This window comes from Xylanibacter oryzae DSM 17970 (genome assembly GCF_000585355.1).
Classification (GTDB): domain Bacteria; phylum Bacteroidota; class Bacteroidia; order Bacteroidales; family Bacteroidaceae; genus Prevotella; species Prevotella oryzae.
Genome location: NZ_KK073873.1, coordinates 819,386 through 840,410, shown reverse-complemented (window position 1 = coordinate 840,410; position 21,025 = coordinate 819,386). Strand labels below are relative to the sequence as shown.

Genomic DNA, 21,025 nt, shown 5'->3' with positions numbered 1-21,025 from the left:
TTATAACGCTTTGAGACTTGAGACCATAAGACCTATCTATTATCATACATCAAAGGGTGGAGAACATATTATCCGCCTTTATAAAAGATCAAGACAGTATGGAATGTTGATTTTTTTTAATTATTGAAAAACATTTTCGCAAAAGAGTCTTTCTATTGGTCTTTTTTGATATATTTGTATCCGAAATATAAATACCATGTTTAAAATACAAAGAAATGATTAAGTTAGAAGAAAAAATAATAGAAAAACTAAATTCCAATTTAGGACTATCTGAAGAATATTATAATAATAGTCCAAGATACAAAAATAGTTACTTAAAGTACTATAAATATAACCTTCAAAAAGGTGGATTAGGGATGCATGAAAAAGAATTTAAAAATGGAAATGGCTCAGAATTAAGCAACGAAAAAAAATATCCTGCAAAGATATCTCCTGCAAAGATGGAAGCCCTACGCTCTTCGTCAGCATTCACAGTAAACTTATTTGGGATTGAGGAGAAGATACATATCTATAAAAACAATTTAGTCCCATCTTGTGATTATAAATTATCCTATGAAGCAAAACGAAAAACTATAAAAGGAGGACCTGCAAATATTGATGTTTTCTTAGAGAATAACGATTGCGATATATATGTTGAAGTCAAAATGTTAGAGCCTTTTACATACAAGTATATGGCAAAAGATAAAAAAGTATCATCAAGTTACTGTTCCTACCAAATAGAGGGCAATTATTGCAATAATGCTTCTTATCCGTTATTTCAGCCTATCTTTAAACATTTCCACGAAGAGAGCAACCCTATAGCTTTTGATACTTTCCAAATGTTAAAACATCTTTTGGGGCTGTACAATTACTACTCTTCAAAGAGTGTAAATAATAAAAAAGTGTATCTGATTAACTGCCACTGGAAATTTGAGGATATAGTTTATCAAGGAAGTAGAAGATCAAAGACAATTGAGTATATAAAATCTAATTACGAGAAATCAAAATTAGAGTATGAAAAATATACTAAAACCTTTAAAGAAGCCTTTGCTAAAATCGGGGTCCAACTAGAACTTTTAAACTTGAACCACGAAGAAATTATGGATATGTTGCATGTAGATCCTTCGGGATATATGAAGCGCTATCACATCGAACATCTGCAATAATGCTATACATGCCGGTACGTATGCAGACAAAATATAATATGCAAGTGGCTCGAAAAACAGATTAGCAAAAAATTGCTGCGATGTTGTGATATAAACAGCAAATAACCCGTTAGCAGTTATTATGACATGCCAACGGGTTATGTTCTTTAATTGGGTGTTCTCTGTTATTTCAATCCTAAAGCAGCCTTCAACAAGCACCTTGTTTTTGATATTAGCAGAGTTGTGCCGTTGTCAATATACTTTAGAACTAACAAGTAGTCAAAAGACTGGAAGAAGCAGTCGCCGGGATTGTCTACAGGTATCCTTGCAGCCCCAAAAAAACGTATGCCTTCTTTCCCATAACCGAAAAGTTCTGTAATCTCTTCCCTAAAACTTTCAGCCATTTCTTCATCGAAATATTCTTCACAATTGTCTTTCAACATGATTTCCGAATAATAGAAATCACCCTTTTCATAAATCTTCATATTGGTTGTTTTTTAAAAATGAATTGCAAAGGTATGAAAAATACATGAAATATGCAAAAGAATATTAATGAGAATATTAGAATTTACAGTACAACTTTATATCCTATTACATTGGCTATTATTCACGTCTTAATCTCAACGTCCTATTTATTCTTGAAATCAGTCAGGAAATACAAGCCCTCTTTTGCCTCTTGGTCAGAAGTTACTTGTTTCTTTAATATGTAGTGGTATTCATCATTATACCGCTCACACTGTACAAATTCCCAGCCCCGTTTAGACATATAATTCATTGCGTCTATCAAGTTTTGTAAATCTATTTTTTCGCCCTTTTCATCGCAAAGAGTGGTTTCTTCTTTAAGATTGTTCCACAAAATTCTTACTTTGATATGGCCAGAAAAAGTTTCGAAACTTATCAACTGACAATATACTGCGTACGGTTTTCCATCGTTCTTGTAATTCTGTGCACTTGCTGTTACACACAGCAGACCTAAAAGAAAAGTAAATAGTATTTTTTTCATAACGTTATAATTTTAAACAAGTATATAAATTTTATTATGGTATTTATCAATGATGCAGATCGCAATGATATGCCCACAAATTTGTGCAAATATAGAAAATTATATTGATTTTCCGATAAATAGAAAAGAAAAAAGTAGACACTAGTGAAATATTTCACAATACATTTCGTACCTTTGCAATTCTCTATTTAAAGAAAATACAGCATGACAATAAATACACACAACGAGAGCATGTTGCAATATAAGGGATCGATATCGCCATTTATGATTAAGAAGATCGAAGATATTAACCTCAATATTGCAACAACGCCACACCAACATAATTACTATACACTGTTATGGTCGTTCAATAAGGCGGGTCGGCACGTGGTCGACTCTCATATCTACCCTATCTGCCCCAAGACGATATGGTTTATCGCACCCGGCGAGGTACATTGCATACAACCACCACAGCCGCAAGAGGTTATGATACAGTTTATACCCGAATTCTTCCCCGCAAAATCTATTACGGGCGAGTTTTTGGAACGTCTTGACTTATTCAGTTCTCACGGCCATCCTCTAGTCCTGTCGGATGATGATGTAGCTGCTTTGATGCCTCATTTGATGGCCATGACGGATGCGTTCCTCTCTTCGTCGCCTTTCAGAATGGATGTGATTGAGGCGCATCTCAAACTTTTTCTGATCGAATGTAACAGCCTGATTCCTATGCCGGAGCATGCTCAGAATGAAGAAAAATTCCAACATCCGGCCATTGCCCTTTTCAAGGATTTGGTAGGACGGCACTTGCGTGAGTGGCACAAGGTGGATGACTATGCAGATGCGCTGTGCCTCTCTCCTCACTATCTGTCAGAAATTTTCAGAATGGCCACAGATCAGTCGCCCAAGGCTTATCTGTCTGCTCAAATCATTGCCGAAGCCAAACGAATGATATTATTTACTGATTTGTCGCTCAAAGAAATCGGTTATGATCTCGGATTCGACGACTCGGCTCACTTCAGTCGTTTTTTCAAACTGCAAACGGGAATGTCTTTTCAAGACTTTCGATTGTCTATTTTCAAATAACTCCCCTCTTTGGCATTTCTTAGTCCATTTTTGTTATCAGGCATATCGTCTGATAGCCTATGCGCATATACATTATATGAAAGGATGTCTTATACAACGCCTGTGATTGATTGTTCTAATTGTAAATATAATTTCTAATTATTTAGACCGTAAAAATTTAACGGTCTCTTGGTCTCTTAGTCTCTAATACAGTAGATTACAAAACATTATTTTTTCATATCTGTAATAAAATTATATCTTATTATTATATTATATATTATATAATATAATAATAAGGCTACAGAGGATTATATAAAGGATTTCTTAAACCCATGTTTTGAGACCGGAGACCAGGAGACCAATGCGGGGCTTAATTAATTATCCAATTTTGACGCTGTGTTTTCAAAACACACCGTCTCGGATATTGATCTCCTATCTACTCAGCAATATTGCAATGCTACAAATGCCAATCTCTAAATCCCAATCTTTAAATGCAAATCTTTAAATCCCAATTTCTAAATACCATTCTCTCAATCTCAATCTTTAAATGCCATTCTCTCAATCCCAATCTCTAAATGCAAATCTTTAAATCCCAATCTCTAAATGCCATTCTCTAAATCCCAATCTTCTAAATGCAAATCTTTAAATCCCATTCTCTAAATGCCAATCTCTAAATGCCAATTTCTAAACGTGAAAAATAAAAAGTAGGGGTAAATTACAAACGCCACAGGGGTAAACTATTGCAAACTGCCACAGGATGCAGTACCTTTGCATCGTCAATGAGAGATACACAGAGCAATCACTGCCCGACAGCATACCCCACTCTGCCAGACAGCCGCGAGCCGCTCTCAGACAACGCCATTCTCGGACAATGGATAGCGATGATTCAGATAAATCGTGTACCAAGTACGATGACAGGATAATCAAAATCTGTTCTGGCAAAGAATAGAGCATAAACGATAAAAATAATAATGCCAATACTATACAAAATAAAACAAATTACCGCACCTCATACGTCGGCTTGTGGAAAGTTCTACGCTCTGGCGCAGCATACCGGAACTTGGCGCACTCGCGACGTGGCTCGCATCATACAAGCCAACTGTTCGCTAAAAGAAAGCGATGTTCTGGCTGTCATATCCGAACTGGTGTGCACCATGAAGCTATTACTACAAGACTCGCAAAGGGTACAACTAGACGGATTTGGCACCTTTAAGATCGCCATAACCAACGAACCGGTTGACCGCCCCGAAGACTTTGACCCACAGCGTAATGTCCGTTCGCTGAAGATAATTTTCTGGCCCGAATACTCTATCTGCGCAGATGGCCACCGCGTAAAAGTTCTGCTCGACGGGGCAGAACTGGTAGAGACGCCCAAAACCAGGTAACGGATCGACAAGAACAATAACACAAAAGTGGGATGCATATCCCCAAAAACGGAATGAATAATCTCTGGTAAGATTTTCATTCATCACAACAAAAAAACAACAAATTATGCCAGTACTTTACAAATTAAACAAAGACAACAGAAAAGGCAGTCGCACTGCAGGATTATACTTCGCCCGTGCCATCCACGTGGGAGTAATTGACACCGAGGGGCTGGCCAAGATAATGCAGGCCAACTGTACCATCAAGGCTGCTGATATCAAGGCGGTACTCACCGAACTGGTGGAGACTATGGCTGCACAGTTACAGAACTCCATGCGTGTAAAAATCGACGGACTGGGTTCGTTTAAGATTGGCATCCGCGGAGTTGGAAGCAAAACTATCGACGAATATTCGGTATCGAAAAACGTGAGAGATCTGCACATCAACTTCCAACCCGAAACGAAAAAGGATGCCACAGGTCTACGCCAAAGAGCGATGTTGGGTGGCGCCAAGGTGCAGGAGGCTCCTCGCAATGAGAATATCGGCGAGAAGGAAGCTGCAAAAGCCAAGGCTGCTACTCCGGGCGGAAACGGAGGCACTAAATAGCAACGCACTGAGTGAACCAAAGACGGTGTGGTTTGAACCCACACCGTCGATACCTAAAAGAAAAACAGCTATGCTCTGTTAACAAAAAAATAACAATGGGCTGCTAGGAAAGAAGCAACTATGCATCACTAAGAAAGAAAATAACGATGGGGCTAATAAATAAAGCTCCATAAATCACAAAAAAACTAAAAAGACTATGAAATCAAAAATGCCATGGAGCCAACTGCTCCGACTGCTTATTACGGTTCTTACGGCCATTGCCACTACCATCGGGGTGACTTCGTGCACAGGGCACGGACCGTTTTAGAATAAACTAAAACAACAATTATCTCAAGAATTCAAAATCGCATAAGACGACAAGGGGTTCTTGAGATTTTTTAATGGTAAAATACGGTCTCTCGGTCTCACGGTCTCAAAAGGCCTTCAGGATTTTCAAGTTCATCCACTAATAATTAAATAAGAAATCTAATAAAGACTATTAGATAAAAGGAGACCCGCTTATTTTCTCTAATGTTATCATTCTATTGTATAAAAAATGGGTGCATCGAAAAGAAACTTTTCTGATGCACCCTACTAATAAAGATAAGAGAGAGTCTTTATTAAGTCTAGTTTTTAGGCGGTTCTATAGGGAATGCCATTTCTTGTTTTGGTTTCTTGAAATAACATTCAATATTATCTACTATAAGAGCCCTCGGCGCAATGATTGTCGAACCTACACGGCCTATAATTGTGTTCTGAATATTTTCCTCTTTCGACATTGCTACGATATGCAACAAGTCACCCTTGCTTGGAGTCGGGATCTCTTTCACCCTTACAAGTTCCTCCTCGCCAGTAGATACATTAACTCTGTACAAACTTGGTGTAAGACCGGATGGCTCACGTACAATATAGGTAACTTTCAAACCTTTGTCTTTAGCTTCCTTGCAGAGTATCTGCTTCATCTTATCAAATGGTTTGACTACGTCGCCATACACTCTCAAGATGCCAGGAACTACACCTGTACCTATTGTCTCAGGATCGTCGAAGAATCTCTCGTTACCGGTGCTTTGCAGACAGTTAAGAGCAGGATATCTGCCGCAGATAAGCTGTTTAACAAATCCACCGCTCAACAGACTCAATGATTTGGCAGGCACAACACCATCAGCATCGCAGCTGAAGTTTCCTAACAGTTTGGTAGAATTAAATACCGGCATATCTGTCAGCTGATCGATGTTGAGGTGTTTGTCTAAAATTCTCTTGCCTACCAAAAGGCTGGAGAGACCGCTGTTGTCCTGAACAGTTCTTTTGGCTGTGAGTAATGGCACAATGAGGTTAGTCACTGTGTTGCTTATCATATCGTCTTCGTACATGATTGGACCTACATAATAGTCGTTCAGAGCTTCTGCCTGATGCAACTTGACCAAACGGTCGGCAAACTTCTCTACCAAGTCGGCCATCTTGTCTGAATCAAGTTCCTTGTCTGAACATACGATACGGTCAATACGGTCTGAGATCTCTGAACCATCAGGCGTACGTACACTGGCGTATGCTGTGAGTTCTACAAAACCATGCAAGCTCTTCTGCTTGATGTTTTCAGATGTTTCACGATAGTTTACCGTGTTCTTATTCAATATGTTTACACTTGTGTTGTAAAGGTCTGGATACTTGGCGAATATGGCCGAGAGGCGCTTGCCAAGATCTTGCAGGTAAGAATATGAAATGGTGTCCTGACTGTCTGCCTGGATGTACTCACTAGGCTTCATGTTGAACATATCGGGTATTCCAACCTCATCTTTAGGCATAGGATTGTTAGCCAGGAAGTTCATCTTTTTAGACATCACGCTCAGACTGTATTTGTACATATAGTCGGAAGCATTCCATAACTCTCTGCGGATATTGTTATAGTCTACCGTATTAGTGCAAGATACAGGATAAACCTGACCAGACTGCATATCGCTTAAGCGTAGCGAATCGCCTACAGCCACGTTTACGCCTCCACGTGTTACCGTAGGATAGTGTCTAGACCATAAGATGCCACCAAGAGATGCAGAGATGTATGCCTGACTGATGCGGGCAATATTATAGTTTAGGTAACATGGTTTGGGATAACCCGGATATGAGATGTTCAAGTTGCGTTTCATCTCGTCTTCCATAGCCTTAAAGATAATATTGTCTTCGTTTTTGTCGACGGCTGTTGTGACCTCAGGAGCAGGAAGAATAGTAGGTTTCTGCAAATCCAGCTGTCTGCGCTGTGTCTCGATTTTAGAGACATAAATCATTGGCGAACTGGCTGTGACAGGTACCCAACCCGACTCTGCTCCACACTCGCCTGTGAATGTGCTGGTCTGATTGCCGGCAGCCGAAATATTAGAGAACATCGAAAGCGGTGTACCAATCATGTCGACACCACGAACCAACTGATCAGGACGGCCGTCTACAAACACACGAAATACCTCTAGCGGGGTGACGTTGAATGAGTTAAGGCTACCATCCTCGCCTGTGAGAGTGAAACCACTCGTAACAGTCTTAAAGAAATATCCGTAAGCCTTGCCTTGCTTCTGAGCCTCTTTTACAAGCATTGCTCTGAGTTCAGCCTCGGTGTATGGTTTAGTTGTTTCTACGATCAGATTAGACTGACGAGAAACCGGGTCGTTGCCGCCCTGAGTTCTACCATGACCGTTGCTATGAGGGAAACCATCGAGAGGCACACGGCTCATCAGGAAGTTTCTCAATATACCATTCTCCACACAGTTTACTCTTTGAGCCTTAACACCCTCATCATCATATTTGTAATATCCGTTGAGGTCTGAAGTGCCATAATGAGTAAGAGTTGGGTCAGAATAGACATTGAATGTAGTAGGCAGAACACGTTCGCCAACCATCTTCTTGAATGTCTGTCCGCCCTTTTTCAGACGATGACCTTCAAGTCTGTGTCCGAAAATCTCGTGGAAGAATACGCCACTGGCAGGACCTGACAAGATAGCCGGACCTGTATATGGGTCGGCCACAGGTGCTGTCTTCAAAGCCAAAAGGCGCTGAATCATGGCCTTGGCATCTTCGATCATCTTATCTTGCGAAGGCAGTTTGTCGATGTCGTATGCGAAATAGTCCCAGTGCAGAGGGCACGACATGCCGTCTGTAGCCTTAACCGATGCAGTTACAAGTACGCGTACAGCCTTACGGTTTTGTACCACAACAGTACCGTCAGTATTTACAAGATAGTTTCTGTCTATCTCGAAAGACATATCAGCCCTTCCTGTCTCTATGTCTTTACAGTCAAGAAACACACGAGTAATGGCATTAAGTCTGTCTTTCCAAGTGTCAGCATCTATCTTATACACACTCTGAGGGAGCGGTTGTTCATAATAAGTTTCGAGTGGAGCATCCGAAAAACAAGGAGCCTTGTCCTCATCGGCGGTACTAGTAAGAGCCTTAGATTTAGCCTGATCGTAATTGCTCTTGGCAATCTGATAACGCCTCAGGACCTCCTTCCATATAGCCTGTCTCATGCCCGGTATAACCATTCCATCGATAGGAACGGCCACACCCTTACCGTCACGCTGTTCGCTTCCGCTACCCTGGTTCTGGTATTTGAAATTGTCAAGATCCTTAGATCCCAATCTTATCTGGGGTGTCAGACTTCTCTCATGATTGCTCTCGACCGATGCAGCACCAAGATCGCTCGAAATGACCGATTTGGTAACGTCTGCCAGTCTGAAACTCATGAAATATGGAGGATTAGCCTCCTTTTGCAGTTGCGACATATCGTATTTCAGTTCACTCTTCATAGTGCTGACCAACGAGTCTTTCTCTAATGTCTGGGCGCTCAAAGTGACTATGCTCACACACGAGAGGGCAACTGATATTGATATTTTATTAAATTCCATTATTTTTGATTTATTAGAGAATTGATAGTCTCCAGCTTTGACTTGGAATCGTAAGTAGATGCATTAGCGCATTTCTTGAGATAATCCATAACCTTCTGTTGCTGAGATGCGTTCATCTTCTTATACTTGCTGGTAAGGATATTTTCGAGTATACCCTTGAATGCGTCAGTACTGGGAAGGAATCTTATTGTCTGTTCATAAAATCTGATCATCGTATCGTAATCTTTTTCCATCACATAGAGCGCAATTCTAGGAAGATACGACTCGGCATCATCGACAGGCAATCCAAGCATAGCTGTTATAAAAGCCGCCTTTCTTACATCTTCCAGTGTATAGTTGTGTGGGCGTTCATCGGCCACCATATACATTGGTTTTCTATATGTATCGAAAATCATCCTGTTTACAACCTCGCGACCAAGATACTTGTCCATCTTTGCCTTGTCCAGCATAAAATGGTCGAAACGTGAAGTTCTGAAATCAGTCGTGGCGAAAACAAGTTCGAGATATTCGAGTGAATAACGCTGCGACTCCCATGGATTCTTGTACATCTCGTCGAACGTAGGAGCCGGATCCTGTCCGTGGTCTATCTGCGCCTTGGCCAGTTTCATACCATTATCGTAATTAGGTTCCTTATCGAAAGCCTCCTTCAAGGCAACTACCGAATTATCCGGTTTTACAGCTTCTACCATGCGAGCCACAAAACTGGTTGCATCCGATGAAGCGCCGGTAAGGCGATTGATTTCTTTACCGTCGGCATCCATGATTATGAATGTGGGATAAGACTGCACTAAGTATTTCTTTAACAGCTGAATACCCTCGCCTTTCTCCATATCCATCTTTATGCATACAAACTTATCATTGAAGAAATCTCCACATTCTTTTTGTGGAAATATATCATGAGACATCTTTGCACATGGTACGCACCACGACGTATAACAGTCCATGAATACCATTTTGTTTTCTTTCTTGGCTTTGGCCAAGGCTTCTTTGAAGCTTATTCCCTTGACAAAGTCTACGCCTTGAGCACAGACACCAATTGTCGTAAGAATAAGCATCAATATAACAAGAGTTTTTTTCATCTCAATGCTATTTTATTTTTTTAGTTCAGCCTCCAACAACTGTTTCAGAGCAGGCTCTGAAGGACGTGGAGCACTGATATTTACAGTCTTTCCTGTCTTAGAGAAAACCATGAACTGTGGTATTTCAGCAATCTGATAGTCAGTTACCAACGGACCTTTTCTATATGAAATCAACTGTACGCCACCCATATTCTTATCCTTTAGCATCTTTTTCCATGCAACACGGTCGGTATCGAAAGATACACTTAAGAATACGATGTTCTTTTTGGCAAATTCTTTTTCAAGTTCCTGTAAGTAAGGGATCTCTTTTTTACAAGGAGGACACCATGTAGCCCAAACGTCTACTAACACAACTTTACCCTTAAAATCAGAAAGTTTTCTCTTTTTGCCATTTGCATCTTCGTATGTAAAGTCTATCCAAGGATTTCCGGCTTTCTTAACCATATATTTCTTCAACAGGTCAACTCTGCGTACTTTCTGTTTTGGTGTAACAAAGCTGCTCTCATAACGTTTACAAACTACGTCTGCACTATCAAGCAGATTTCTCTCCATAGCGGACAGGATAACCTCACCACGCAACTCATCATTTTTGATATACTTCAACTCCCAAGGAAGTGTAGGACCCATGATGAAATTGTAAACGAAAGTTTTGGCAAAAGCATAATTCAACATCAAGTCGAAAGGCTGTGGAGAATAATGCCATACATCCATACTGTTGTATATATCCTTACTCAAATAATCCTGAATATACTGTGGATAATCCTCATGTTTAGGCCATTCTATACCATTCATGAACACAGAAGTGATATCATACTGAAGGAGGAAAGGCATTGCTTTCTTTATGTAAGAATCGAATGCGGCATTACCGGTATTGACATTAGCCATATACTGCTGAGCAAGAGTTGTAACACTGTCTATTACAGCATGATAGCGAGCGGGTGTAGCTTTACGACCAGCCAGTGTATAATCTAATGTTCTTAGAGGAGCAAGAATTTCGAACCATCCTGCGATAAACTCATTCTCTTTACCTATTTTACCGCTTAGTTTGATATTGCCATCTTCTACATTTATATTGATAGAGTCTTTATCACCAAGATAAATAGGGTAAAACTCACCATCAGCACCTATGTAAGAGACTTTGTTCAACAACCCGGTTTCAGAACCTACATTCAGGCTGAAGGACTTGTCGTAGCTTCTCAATCCGGCTCCCGCTTTTTCTTCCAGTTTGCCATTCACATTCTGGCAGAGAACAACGGATGTACTTTTTTGATTATCAATGATAATCTTGTTGAACACACCTCCGATGTGAGCCGTTTGAGCTCCACAGGTGGCGGCTGCCACTAACATGGCAAAAGATAAAATACTTTTTTTCATCTTAATGTTTTACTTTAAACTGTTAATTATATTTTGTATTATTGTGTATTTCTGCATGATATATGGATATGTACCATACAACTGCGTAAATTCGTCTTGATTATAAGTAAGTGCTGCCTCTACGTACATATTGACGTCCATCCATGTACTAGTAGGAGTATAATAAGTGTTTTGAGGATCTGTATCCAAGAAGCCAACTTCTTGCACTGTAGGATGATTCCAGTCGTTAGGATCAGCTCCGGTAACATACTGATTAAGGGACCATTTATACATATGATAGATATCTTGAGTCGGACTCAGACTTCGTGATATCTGATAGAATTTAGCCAATAACGAAGAGTAAGCATCTTGATTCAAGATATAGTCGGTCAAAGCTGAACGGAGTATTGCACCCTTCATCTTCTTCTTCTCAGACTCATCCATCGTAGACAATCTTGAAACGTTAGATATTACCAAGGTGTTGAGTCCCTTGAAGGCATAGGAGCCAAAAGAGAAACTCGTCATCTGGTCTACCAGGAATAAGCTCTGTATGTGGATAGCCTTAGGCAGAGCGGGCATTATCTCCTGTCGAATGTATCTTAAGAAAGCCGGTACATTGGCTCTATTGGCATAAGTGAAGTTATCAACTACAGGAGAAGAACTGGCACTGGCCATACCACCCATCGAATAACTCAGTGTGAGAGTTTCGTAATGAGTATATTCTTTATTGAATACATCAACACGCTGCTGTGATCCAATCGTATCGTTGGTAAATACTGGTATTCCAAAATCCTTATAGAAAAGATATATGGCATGACTTACAGAGTCGCTTGGATTATCATCTACAACATACCAGTTTTTGTCATAATCAGGAAAGTCCATCGTTTCTTCTTTCTGACAAGCCGAAAGCGAAAGAACTGCAATTCCCAAAAGCAATATATTTTTAAGTATCTTCATCTGTTTATAATTTATTTGATTATACTACGGTCATTACGTAAAAGATTCGTAATAGAACCACGGTTAAACTCTATAGTAGCATTAGGAACCGGTACCACCCATGCGCCCTGATCTTTACTATATGACTGGAGAACGTAATATCCGGTAAGGTAACTTACATTCGAATTTGGATCATATGTATAAGCCGGATGCTTGATAGTGAAATCGGCAGACAAAGGGAATTTACTGTTTACAGAATAGCGGCGCAAGTCGAACCAGCGATGCCCCTCGAAACATAATTCAAGACGACGCTCATTTCTTATAAAGTCGACCAACTGTTTCTGGTCTGTAGGGATATCACTCAATTGAGCTCCTGTAATTCTGTTAGCTCTCAAATTCTGCAATGTATTGCGTGCATCATCTATACTGCCCATCATGGCAAGAGCCTCTGCCTTATTGAGCACTACCTCACCATATCTAATACAGAATATATCCGAAACAAGCTCTGGATCATTATAGGTCTGCCATGTCTTATACTTATTAGGCAGAGGAGCATGATTTACAGCAGACTCTTTGAAGAATGCCCTTCGGCGCAAATCCTTAGAGCTATATTTCTCCATCAGATCGTTAGAAGCCTTAAAGCTGCTTGCTCTGTCGTTATCTCCATTCCAAGCCGAAACAGAGTCGTTGATAAACACACCTGCTGTAATATTGCCACCTACTGTGAAAATCACCTCTTTAGAAGATCTTCCAAGGAAGTTGGTCTTATTATCGAATGTTTTTAAATCTGTAAGAGAATAACTAAGATCGCTGAATGCATTCGAAGCATCTATTGCATCCTGGTATTTCTCCATATATACAGCTACCCTACTCTGAAGAGCCTTTACGGCACCAATACCTGCACGCAATTTAGAATCAGGCGTATAACTACCAATATTCTGTTCTGCAGATTTAAGGTCGGCCCATATCTGATTGAAAACCTCCTCATTGGTAGAACGTGTAAAGTACTTATCTTCTACATTTGGAGATATCTTCAATGGTACACTGAAGTCTTGCGAAGCTGTAGCCGGAGAATAAGGCAACCCATAAACATTAGCCAGATAGAAATAGTATAAGGCACGCAAGAAGTAAGCCTCGCCACATACATGATCGAGCAGAGCTTCGTTTTTAGGATCCTTACCCTTTAGATTTTCTCCCTGATATATTATAGAGTTAACGGCACCTATGCATGCATATAACTTAGTCCATTGTGTATCATCCCACTGCTGAGACTGAATATTAGAGCATGGGTTCGCACTCCAGTTGGCCATAGCACTCAACATATTATAAGGAGTGCCCTGATCAGGAGTTACATAATCTTGCAAGAAAGCCTCAGCATCATCATCCATCAGCTGAAGCCATGGGAAATGCATACTGCTGTTACTGGATAAAGTTAAAAATGACTTATCCATCGTAACCTGATTATAAACTGATGGTTGATAAACGCCAAGAAATCCGGAACCTACCATAAGCAGATTAAGATCGTTTGGTGTTTCGCAATAGCGCTGATCTGTAGAATACTCATCAAGAAAACCACTACAAGAAGTGAAGAGTATCGAAAATAAAAGAACACATATTGATAACTTTTTCATACTATTCAATTAAATCGTGAAGTTAATGTTAAATGTAAAAGTAGGACGTGTAGAAAGGTTGATCTGTGGAGATGAACCATTCTGAGTAGGATCCTGACCTTTTAGTTTGCTACTGCAAACTGTGAAGAGGTTGTTACCTACAAGACTCACATAGAGAGACTGCAATCCCATTTTTTTCACCAACTTATCATCCAGGTTATATCTGAATGCAAGTGACTGTAATTTGAGGTAATCACCACTAACTACTCTAATATCAGAATTGTCATACATATCATATATTGATCCTCCAAATGTATATGCACTAGCAGCATTTTCTTGCCACCATGGAGTATTAAGAGTACTGCTTGTTACAAGACCGGGAATATTGGTATATGCCTCATCACCGGGTTTACGCCAGCGATAGATAAACTCTTTACGTAGGTTCTGCTGAGGATAAACCACACTCGATGCATAGCCTGAGCAGATTTTCAACAGACGTATCTTGTTACCCAACGAATAGGTGAAATTGAAAGACAATCCGAAGCTGCCGTATCCCAAATAGTTGTTTACACTACCCTGTATGTAAGGTTCGCGCTGACCAGATTCTTCCATAACCTGCATGAATACCTCATCGCGGTTCATACCAGCATATTTAGCCATTAAAGCAGCCTTGTTGGCATCTTCGGCTCCATAGAAAATAGGTGAACCATCTGCATGACTCAATCCCGCAAACTTATAAGAATAGAATGTACTGATAGGTTTATCGGCCAACTCTACATTACCTGTAAGATAGTCGTTGTATGTAACCACATCATGCATTGTATGTGTCTTGTTATTGATGGCGCGGTTGATAACTTTATTAAGCACCTCACCGATCTGAGGATCGATACGCCATACGAATCCACGTTTGCCACTGCCAAGATTAGCATTATTGATAGGAGTAAAACTCAATGAGATCTCAACGCCCTGATTATTCAAAGAACCACCATTTACGACATACTGGTTAATACCGTTAATATCCGAAATAGTCTTTGTCAAGAAAGCATCTTTGGTATGCTTATAGAAATATGATAAAGTACCGCGGATCTTATTATTTAAGAGGGCAAAGTCAAGACCAATATTATAAGATGAAGTCTTTTCCCACTTTAGATCAGGGTTTGGATATTGGGCAATAGTAGCATAATTAGAATTATATATCGGGTCGGTAAGCATTGATTGCTGGATGATCATCTTAGCTGTCTGACCCGGTAACATATTACCTTGCCATCCCCAAGAAGCTCTCAATGAAGCATCGTCAACCCATTTAGTATTCTTCAGAATATCTTTCTTCATGTTCCATCGTCCTGACACAGCCCAGATAGGAGAAAATTCCTCATTGGCACGCGAACCGAAGAGGTTAGATCGTTCAGCACGCAGATGCACATTGAATATATAGGTATCTTTAAAGCCATAACCGGCTGTACAATACCATGCAAGTTCGTTATTCAACTGACGCGTTTTATATCCCAAAGCGTCTTTAGTGCTCATGAACTTTGAATAATACCCACCATCATCGGTTGGTACGGCATCAAAATAACCTCCAAATTCTGTAAAATAACCACGACGTGTGATATTGAAACCTTTATATTCGGTAGATTTAGCTTCAATACCTGCAGAAGCTGTAACAAGATGATTGCCATTCTTACCAAGAGTCTTCATGAAGTTGGCTTGCAGACGTACTGTATAGTCGTCATTCTTTGTATCCTGGCGTTGTAATTCTCCACCTACAGGGCACAAATCGTTACGTTGACTCTGATCTGCTCTTAAATTATATATATAATATGTATCTTTGGTATAATACTGTTCGCGAGTAGTATTTGAAATATTATATGCCAAAAGTGCATCGATATTAAGACAAGGCAAAATGTCATATCTAATCTGCGAATGCATACTGATACCATTAGTTTCAGAACCATCACCCGAATTGGCCATTTCGTTGAGAATATTGAAATCATAACGTTGACCTGTAGTATTGACTCTAGGATAATAGAATAATGATCCATCAGGATTATAAGCAGGCATAGCTCTACTTGTATTATAAGCATAATCCATTACTCCAAGTTGTTGAGGAGCATAATTACGCTTAGAATTGCTGGCTTGCAACTGGAACTGTGCATTGAATTTTCTGTATGTAGCTGTCAAGTTGAGCATACTTGAATAACGCTCATTCTTCTCTTGTTTGATAACTCCATTTTCAACACCATATCCAAGTGAAGCATAATATTTTATATTAGGAGAACCACCTGAAAGGCTCACTGTATGGTTGTGTGAGAAAGAATCGTGTGTGAGCAATCCCAACCAATCAGTATTGACAGAACGATAATAGTCTGACTTTTCCTTAAATTCTGAATAATTCAACTTACCACTATAATAATCCTGAACAGTTTGTTCGTAGCCAGACCACTGAGTCACATTATTATAATACATCTTTCGGTCTATAAGTTCCTGACTTACATCTGTACGCTCTGCCGAATTCATCATATAGACATCACGATCAGAATATCTTGGTCGGCTGGCATAAGTAAAGTTACCATTATAACTGATAGAAGGTTTACCTATGGTACCCTTCTTGGTTGTAATCACGATAACACCATTGCCGGCTTTAGCACCATATAGAGCAGTGGCAGAAGCATCTTTCAATACATCTATCTGCTGAATATCATTCGGGTTCAATCCTGATATGGCATTACCCAAAAGATTAACAAAGTCAGGATCATTAATCTGTTGAGGGTCAATGTTAACAGGGTCGGAAAGAACAATACCATCTAGAACCCATAACGGTTCGCGGTTACCAAGAATAGTTGATGTACCACGCACACGGAGACTAGGAGCAGCTCCGACCTGGCCAGAATTCTGCATGAATATCATACCCGGAACTTTACCTTCGAGCATCTGGTCAACAGTTGTCATACCCGGGTTGTTAATATCCTCCATTTTAAGAGTTGTAACAGCCGAAGTAAGTTTAGAACGGTCAATGGTCTGATATCCTGTTATAACCACATCATCGACAGATTTTATATCATCTTCTAACGCTACATTTATCATCGGGCTATAACAGATAACAATTTTAGCTTTCATACCTATAAAACTAAATTTCAAAGCATCCTCTTCGCGTACATTAATTCGATAATTACCATCAGAACCAGTAACCACGCTTTTTCTTTCGCCTACAACACTAATGTTTACACCCGGAAGAGCCTCGTTATTTGAATCTGTTACATGTCCAGAAACAAGAACTTCTCTCTTATGTAACATATTCCTGCGAATTACAGCTGTATGCCCCTGCCATACTACTTCAAGCCCAATAGGGCTATACAATCTTTCTAAAAAAGAACTTACTGTCTCATTTTTTGCGGATATCGAAACCTTCTTATCTTTAAGAAGTGCTGTGTTGTATACATAGCTGATATCTGCTTTTTTCTGTACATACTCCATAATGGAGATGACCTTTGTGTTGTGAAATTCACATGTAATCCTCTCATTCTGTGCGAATGCAAAATGTAAAGAGCAACATAAAATCCCTAAAGACATAATAAGCCTCTTTCTTCTCAATAAACGATTGAGAAGCCATAAACGTATTGATTTCTTCTTCATCTAATAATAATTGTTAAAAAATTAATCTCTTAGTTAAGTCACTATTTTATTATCTCATTTTTTGATTTATTTTATTGTGATTGTCTTATTTTGTATTTCATATCCGAACTCTTTAGTTAATCCCATTACTTTCATGAAATCTTCTACTGATTCTGTACGCTTGCACTCACCGGTGAATCTTATACTACGTATATCTCTTTGAAATACGACTTTCACATCATAAATTCTCTCAATGTCATCCATTACATCACCAAGATTGTCGTCTGTGAAATAAATAAGACCATCTTTCCAGGCCGCTGTATGCCTATTGTATATTTGATTAACGCTTATTTCATTACCTGTTTTTACAATCTGTTCGCCTGGTGACAGTTCAACGTCATGTCCATTATTCTCATAACGCACCTTACCTGTATAAAGGGCTATACATGCATTATCGCTACTATAAGCGCGTACATTAAATGTAGTTCCTAATACATTTACAGCTCCTGCCGGACAAGTAACTCTGAAAGGACGACCGTCTTTTTTAACTTCAAAGTAAGCCTCACCTCTTAAATAAACATCTCTCCTAGAAGTAAAACGATTAGGGAATCTCAAGGTAGAACCTGAATTCAGATTTACCATACTGCCATCTGGAAGTGAAACTTGATACTGGCGTCCACGAGGTATTACAAGTTCAAGCATCTCTACAGGAACATCGTTGCCCTCAGCATTAAGAGCAATGGAACTCTGTCCCACAGCTGCACTTAAACCTGCCTGTGCCAAACTCTGACCGGATTTAGAAAGAACAATGACCTTTCCATTAGCCAGTCTGATCATTGGTAATGAATCAGATAATGCAGGAATCTTCTTTTTCAACATGGCTGTAACCTCTGGACTATGTTGTTGTCTTGTATAATGAGGATAAACTATAAAAAAAGTAATCAATAACATTGCAGCAACTGCCACAACGGCAGCATACTTCCAATAAAAATGAGTGGTATAAGAATGCACCTTACTTAAAAATTGGCAGTAAGCAGCATCCGTATCAACCTTCTGATAAGCATGAATACGATCTGAGACTTTCTTACTATTGTAAAAAGCACTCACCTCTTTCAACTTATCATCACTTTGCGGTTCATCCTTTTCGATGGATTCAACAGCATTAAACAAGTCCTCTTTAGATTCTTTCATACTTTCATTAATTTTATATTATTATGCAAAAAACAAAAAAAGTATTACTGAAACTACAAAAAAATGACATAAAAGATGCTTTTATAGTCAAAACTCTGACATTTTGCTCTAAAGAAAGAATAAAATAGGGTTATCTTTTGTTGCTTTTCTTAGGGAATCCATGGCTTTTGCTTTTACGGCCTTTACAGTATTTACACTGATGTGCAACATTTCTGCTATTTCTTTGCCGCTCTTACCTTCTATAGAAAGAAGCATTACCTGTCGTCTCCTCTCCGGGAGTTTCTGTATTTCTTCATATAGCCGTCTAACGAGTTCCTCCTTTACGGTTTCTGAAAAATTATCATCCGAAAACTGCATATCCATATTATCTGTTATCTCTACATGTTCACGAGTTTTTCGAAGATGATATAAAGAATTGTTGTATATTGCTTTGTATAGATAATATGTGAGGTGTTTTTGAGAATCAAATTCATAATCACTAACCCAGAGGTTGAGAAGTGTTTCTTGTACTATATCTTCGGATAATTCTAAATCATGCAAATAATTCATAGCATAACAACATAAAGGCGCATAATAGATATCAAAAAGAACTGCCCAATTCTTTTCGTCTCGCGCATTTATTTTTTCTATTTCCAAAGCCATAATACCACCATAATATTTTGCAAAGTTAAGTAAATTTTAATAATACGCAAAAAAAACGTATATTTTTTAGTGTTTTCATCATATTACAGGTATACAAATAAATAGTGTAATGTCTATTACACCTAATTAATTTAGTTAAAAAATTGATTATCAAGTATTTGCCATTGACTGTATACCTTAACTTTAATATGGTTTACGGGAATATCACTAAATTTGGTCTCATGGTCTTTCGGTCTCAAAAGTATAATAAGCTATCAGTCTATTAAATTTTTCCTTGCTTCCGGTGCATTCTTAAAGACGGCACCTACAATCTGGCAACTATCCAATGCTTTGCAGTCACCACAAGTGTTAAAACCTTTTTCATTAACACACTTGCGTATCTCACAATAATAGTTGCAATAAGCAAATTTAGGTCCGTCCGTGCGGCAACCCATGCAATTGATTGTCTGGGCAGTAATCTCGGCAGTATTATTCATCTCGCTCCATTTACGAGCCGTCTTTTCACGCAGTTCATTATCATTTTTTACTGTAGCGATGCGGGCATCACATTTTTCACAATCCAAGCCACAGCAAGCTATTAAATCTTTGATTTTCTTCATAATCAGATAGTTTATAAATGTAAAGTGATAATCAAAATATGAGATTTCAGAGTATAAATTTTTCTACAACATGAGCCACTCCGTCTTCCTCGTTAGAGTAAGTGATATAATCGGCCGTATCTTGCACCTCGCGCGAAGCATTGGCCATGGCCACTCCCAATCCGGCAAAGCTAATCATGCTCTGGTCGTTATAACCATCACCACAGGCTATTATCTCTTCCCTACTGACGTCTAACGTCTTGATGAGCCGCTCGATAGAACGGGCTTTGTCTATGCCGAGCGGTACACACTCAAGAAAGAATCCGGCAGAACGATAGACATCCATGCGGCCCTTTAGTTGATCAGCCAGTTGTAGTTCCAGCTGATGCAATGGAACAGGATCGCCTACAATAAGGCACTTATTGATGGGATAGACAATTTGAGCGAGAAAGTCATCATATTGTACCACCTGCATCTTGTTGATGAAAGCCTCGTGTAATACATACTTATTTTCTTTCTTCGTGGTGGCAATACATTCGCCCTGATACGTAAGGATCGCCATTCCGTCATCGGTAGCAGCATCGTAGAGTAATGGAACAAGTGACTTGTCTAGAGTCTGTTCGAATACAACTTCGCCACTAGCACAATTTATGGTTCTGCCCCCATTGAAAGCCTGTATATAGCCGCCATACTTCTGCAACTCCAACTCTTCGGCCAAAGCTGTAATGCCATAAGTGGGACGCCCTGATGCCAGAACTACCCTCACCCCCATTTGCTGCGCCTTCATCAGAGCAGTTTTGGTCTTGGGTGTTATCTTCTTCTTCTCGTTTGTCAGTGTGCCGTCGAGGTCGAGCACGATCATCTTGTATTTCATATGATTGTAATGTTCATGTTTTGGGTACAGACTGCAAAGTTACGACTTTATCATGAACTTTACAATACTCTTACATTTATTATTAAATCATTACTCTATTTGAAATTACGAAGGTCTCTTGGTCTCTTGGTCTCTAAACAATTAA

At 39.4% G+C, this 21,025-nt stretch carries 18 protein-coding genes; 6 read left to right on the top strand and 12 right to left on the bottom strand.

Translation table 11 applies throughout. From position 1 onward, the window contains the following. Positions 1-215: 215 nt before the first annotated feature. A complete protein-coding gene (locus XYLOR_RS03395; protein WP_036876970.1) occupies positions 216-1,145 on the top strand; it encodes a hypothetical protein in 930 nt (309 codons plus the stop codon). A 164-nt stretch (positions 1,146-1,309) separates the two neighbouring features. Here XYLOR_RS03395 and XYLOR_RS03390 read toward each other — a convergent pair whose 3' ends face one another. Next, positions 1,310-1,609 (bottom strand): hypothetical protein, encoded by a 300-nt coding sequence (locus tag XYLOR_RS03390; RefSeq protein WP_036876968.1) that lies wholly within the window; start codon positions 1,607-1,609, stop codon positions 1,310-1,312. Positions 1,610-1,752: 143 nt separating this feature from the next. Next, positions 1,753-2,127, bottom strand: a complete 375-nt coding sequence (locus XYLOR_RS13245) for a hypothetical protein (protein ID WP_051508842.1) — start codon at positions 2,125-2,127, stop codon at positions 1,753-1,755. Positions 2,128-2,391: 264 nt separating this feature from the next. Here XYLOR_RS13245 and XYLOR_RS13240 point away from each other — a divergent pair, with 264 nt between their 5' ends. The 5 genes from XYLOR_RS13240 to XYLOR_RS13760 all read left to right on the top strand — a co-directional run bounded on the left by XYLOR_RS13240 (position 2,392) and on the right by XYLOR_RS13760 (position 5,446). Further along, the gene (locus XYLOR_RS13240) at positions 2,392-3,189 is read left to right on the top strand and encodes a helix-turn-helix domain-containing protein (protein ID WP_169730548.1); all 798 of its coding nucleotides are present in this window, start codon (positions 2,392-2,394) and stop codon (positions 3,187-3,189) included. 758 nt (positions 3,190-3,947) lie between these two features. Next, a complete protein-coding gene (locus XYLOR_RS13765) occupies positions 3,948-4,091 on the top strand; it encodes a hypothetical protein (protein ID WP_154655651.1) in 144 nt (47 codons plus the stop codon). Between the two features lie 48 nt (positions 4,092-4,139). After that, positions 4,140-4,553 (top strand): HU family DNA-binding protein, encoded by a 414-nt coding sequence (locus XYLOR_RS03375; RefSeq protein ID WP_051508840.1) that lies wholly within the window; start codon positions 4,140-4,142, stop codon positions 4,551-4,553. Positions 4,554-4,659: 106 nt separating this feature from the next. After that, on the top strand, positions 4,660-5,139 hold the full coding sequence (locus tag XYLOR_RS03370; protein WP_036876966.1) for an HU family DNA-binding protein: 480 nt from the start codon (positions 4,660-4,662) through the stop codon (positions 5,137-5,139). A gap of 196 nt (positions 5,140-5,335) precedes the next feature. After that, the gene (locus XYLOR_RS13760; RefSeq protein ID WP_154655650.1) at positions 5,336-5,446 is read left to right on the top strand and encodes a smalltalk protein; all 111 of its coding nucleotides are present in this window, start codon (positions 5,336-5,338) and stop codon (positions 5,444-5,446) included. A gap of 298 nt (positions 5,447-5,744) precedes the next feature. On the opposite strand, the gene XYLOR_RS13235 is transcribed toward XYLOR_RS13760, so the two are convergent. From XYLOR_RS13235 to XYLOR_RS03320, 10 genes are all read right to left on the bottom strand, one after another. After that, entirely contained in the window at positions 5,745-9,005 is a 3,261-nt protein-coding gene (locus tag XYLOR_RS13235; protein ID WP_084608511.1) for a metallopeptidase TldD-related protein, read from the bottom strand. Next, on the bottom strand, positions 9,005-10,084 hold the full coding sequence (locus XYLOR_RS13230; RefSeq protein WP_051508838.1) for a thioredoxin family protein: 1,080 nt from the start codon (positions 10,082-10,084) through the stop codon (positions 9,005-9,007). Before XYLOR_RS13230 ends, XYLOR_RS13235 begins: the two co-directional genes overlap by 1 nt. Positions 10,085-10,096: 12 nt before the next feature. Further along, complete coding sequence (locus XYLOR_RS13225; protein WP_084608510.1) at positions 10,097-11,458, bottom strand: TlpA family protein disulfide reductase; 1,362 nt, start codon at positions 11,456-11,458, stop codon at positions 10,097-10,099. A gap of 9 nt (positions 11,459-11,467) precedes the next feature. After that, a complete protein-coding gene (locus XYLOR_RS03350; RefSeq protein WP_036876965.1) occupies positions 11,468-12,394 on the bottom strand; it encodes a hypothetical protein in 927 nt (308 codons plus the stop codon). 11 nt (positions 12,395-12,405) lie between these two features. Beyond that, the gene (locus tag XYLOR_RS03345) at positions 12,406-14,004 is read right to left on the bottom strand and encodes a RagB/SusD family nutrient uptake outer membrane protein (protein WP_036876964.1); all 1,599 of its coding nucleotides are present in this window, start codon (positions 14,002-14,004) and stop codon (positions 12,406-12,408) included. Between the two features lie 9 nt (positions 14,005-14,013). Beyond that, positions 14,014-17,616, bottom strand: a complete 3,603-nt coding sequence (locus XYLOR_RS03340; protein ID WP_036876962.1) for a SusC/RagA family TonB-linked outer membrane protein — start codon at positions 17,614-17,616, stop codon at positions 14,014-14,016. Positions 17,617-17,682: 66 nt separating this feature from the next. After that, entirely contained in the window at positions 17,683-18,786 is a 1,104-nt protein-coding gene (locus XYLOR_RS13220; protein ID WP_051508835.1) for a FecR family protein, read from the bottom strand. Positions 18,787-18,894: 108 nt separating this feature from the next. Next, the gene (locus tag XYLOR_RS03330; protein ID WP_036876960.1) at positions 18,895-19,428 is read right to left on the bottom strand and encodes an RNA polymerase sigma factor; all 534 of its coding nucleotides are present in this window, start codon (positions 19,426-19,428) and stop codon (positions 18,895-18,897) included. A gap of 254 nt (positions 19,429-19,682) precedes the next feature. After that, positions 19,683-20,018, bottom strand: coding sequence for a DUF3795 domain-containing protein (locus XYLOR_RS03325; RefSeq protein WP_036880601.1), 336 nt, complete (start codon positions 20,016-20,018; stop codon positions 19,683-19,685). Positions 20,019-20,073: 55 nt separating this feature from the next. Beyond that, on the bottom strand, positions 20,074-20,880 hold the full coding sequence (locus tag XYLOR_RS03320; protein WP_036876957.1) for a Cof-type HAD-IIB family hydrolase: 807 nt from the start codon (positions 20,878-20,880) through the stop codon (positions 20,074-20,076). Positions 20,881-21,025 lie beyond the last annotated feature (145 nt).

Coding starts and splice junctions, on each gene's coding strand:
- XYLOR_RS03345 (WP_036876964.1), bottom strand. CDS start 14,004: ATGAAAAAGTTATCAATATGTGTTCTTTTATTTTCGATACTCTTCACT.
- XYLOR_RS03370 (WP_036876966.1), top strand. CDS start 4,660: ATGCCAGTACTTTACAAATTAAACAAAGACAACAGAAAAGGCAGTCGC.
- XYLOR_RS03320 (WP_036876957.1), bottom strand. CDS start 20,880: ATGAAATACAAGATGATCGTGCTCGACCTCGACGGCACACTGACAAAC.
- XYLOR_RS13240 (WP_169730548.1), top strand. CDS start 2,392: ATGATTAAGAAGATCGAAGATATTAACCTCAATATTGCAACAACGCCA.
- XYLOR_RS13230 (WP_051508838.1), bottom strand. CDS start 10,084: ATGAAAAAAACTCTTGTTATATTGATGCTTATTCTTACGACAATTGGT.
- XYLOR_RS13765 (WP_154655651.1), top strand. CDS start 3,948: ATGAGAGATACACAGAGCAATCACTGCCCGACAGCATACCCCACTCTG.
- XYLOR_RS03340 (WP_036876962.1), bottom strand. CDS start 17,616: ATGAAGAAGAAATCAATACGTTTATGGCTTCTCAATCGTTTATTGAGA.
- XYLOR_RS03395 (WP_036876970.1), top strand. CDS start 216: ATGATTAAGTTAGAAGAAAAAATAATAGAAAAACTAAATTCCAATTTA.
- XYLOR_RS03375 (WP_051508840.1), top strand. CDS start 4,140: ATGCCAATACTATACAAAATAAAACAAATTACCGCACCTCATACGTCG.
- XYLOR_RS13760 (WP_154655650.1), top strand. CDS start 5,336: ATGAAATCAAAAATGCCATGGAGCCAACTGCTCCGACTGCTTATTACG.
- XYLOR_RS13235 (WP_084608511.1), bottom strand. CDS start 9,005: ATGGAATTTAATAAAATATCAATATCAGTTGCCCTCTCGTGTGTGAGC.
- XYLOR_RS13220 (WP_051508835.1), bottom strand. CDS start 18,786: ATGAAAGAATCTAAAGAGGACTTGTTTAATGCTGTTGAATCCATCGAA.
- XYLOR_RS03350 (WP_036876965.1), bottom strand. CDS start 12,394: ATGAAGATACTTAAAAATATATTGCTTTTGGGAATTGCAGTTCTTTCG.
- XYLOR_RS03330 (WP_036876960.1), bottom strand. CDS start 19,428: ATGGCTTTGGAAATAGAAAAAATAAATGCGCGAGACGAAAAGAATTGG.
- XYLOR_RS13225 (WP_084608510.1), bottom strand. CDS start 11,458: ATGAAAAAAAGTATTTTATCTTTTGCCATGTTAGTGGCAGCCGCCACC.
- XYLOR_RS13245 (WP_051508842.1), bottom strand. CDS start 2,127: ATGAAAAAAATACTATTTACTTTTCTTTTAGGTCTGCTGTGTGTAACA.
- XYLOR_RS03390 (WP_036876968.1), bottom strand. CDS start 1,609: ATGAAGATTTATGAAAAGGGTGATTTCTATTATTCGGAAATCATGTTG.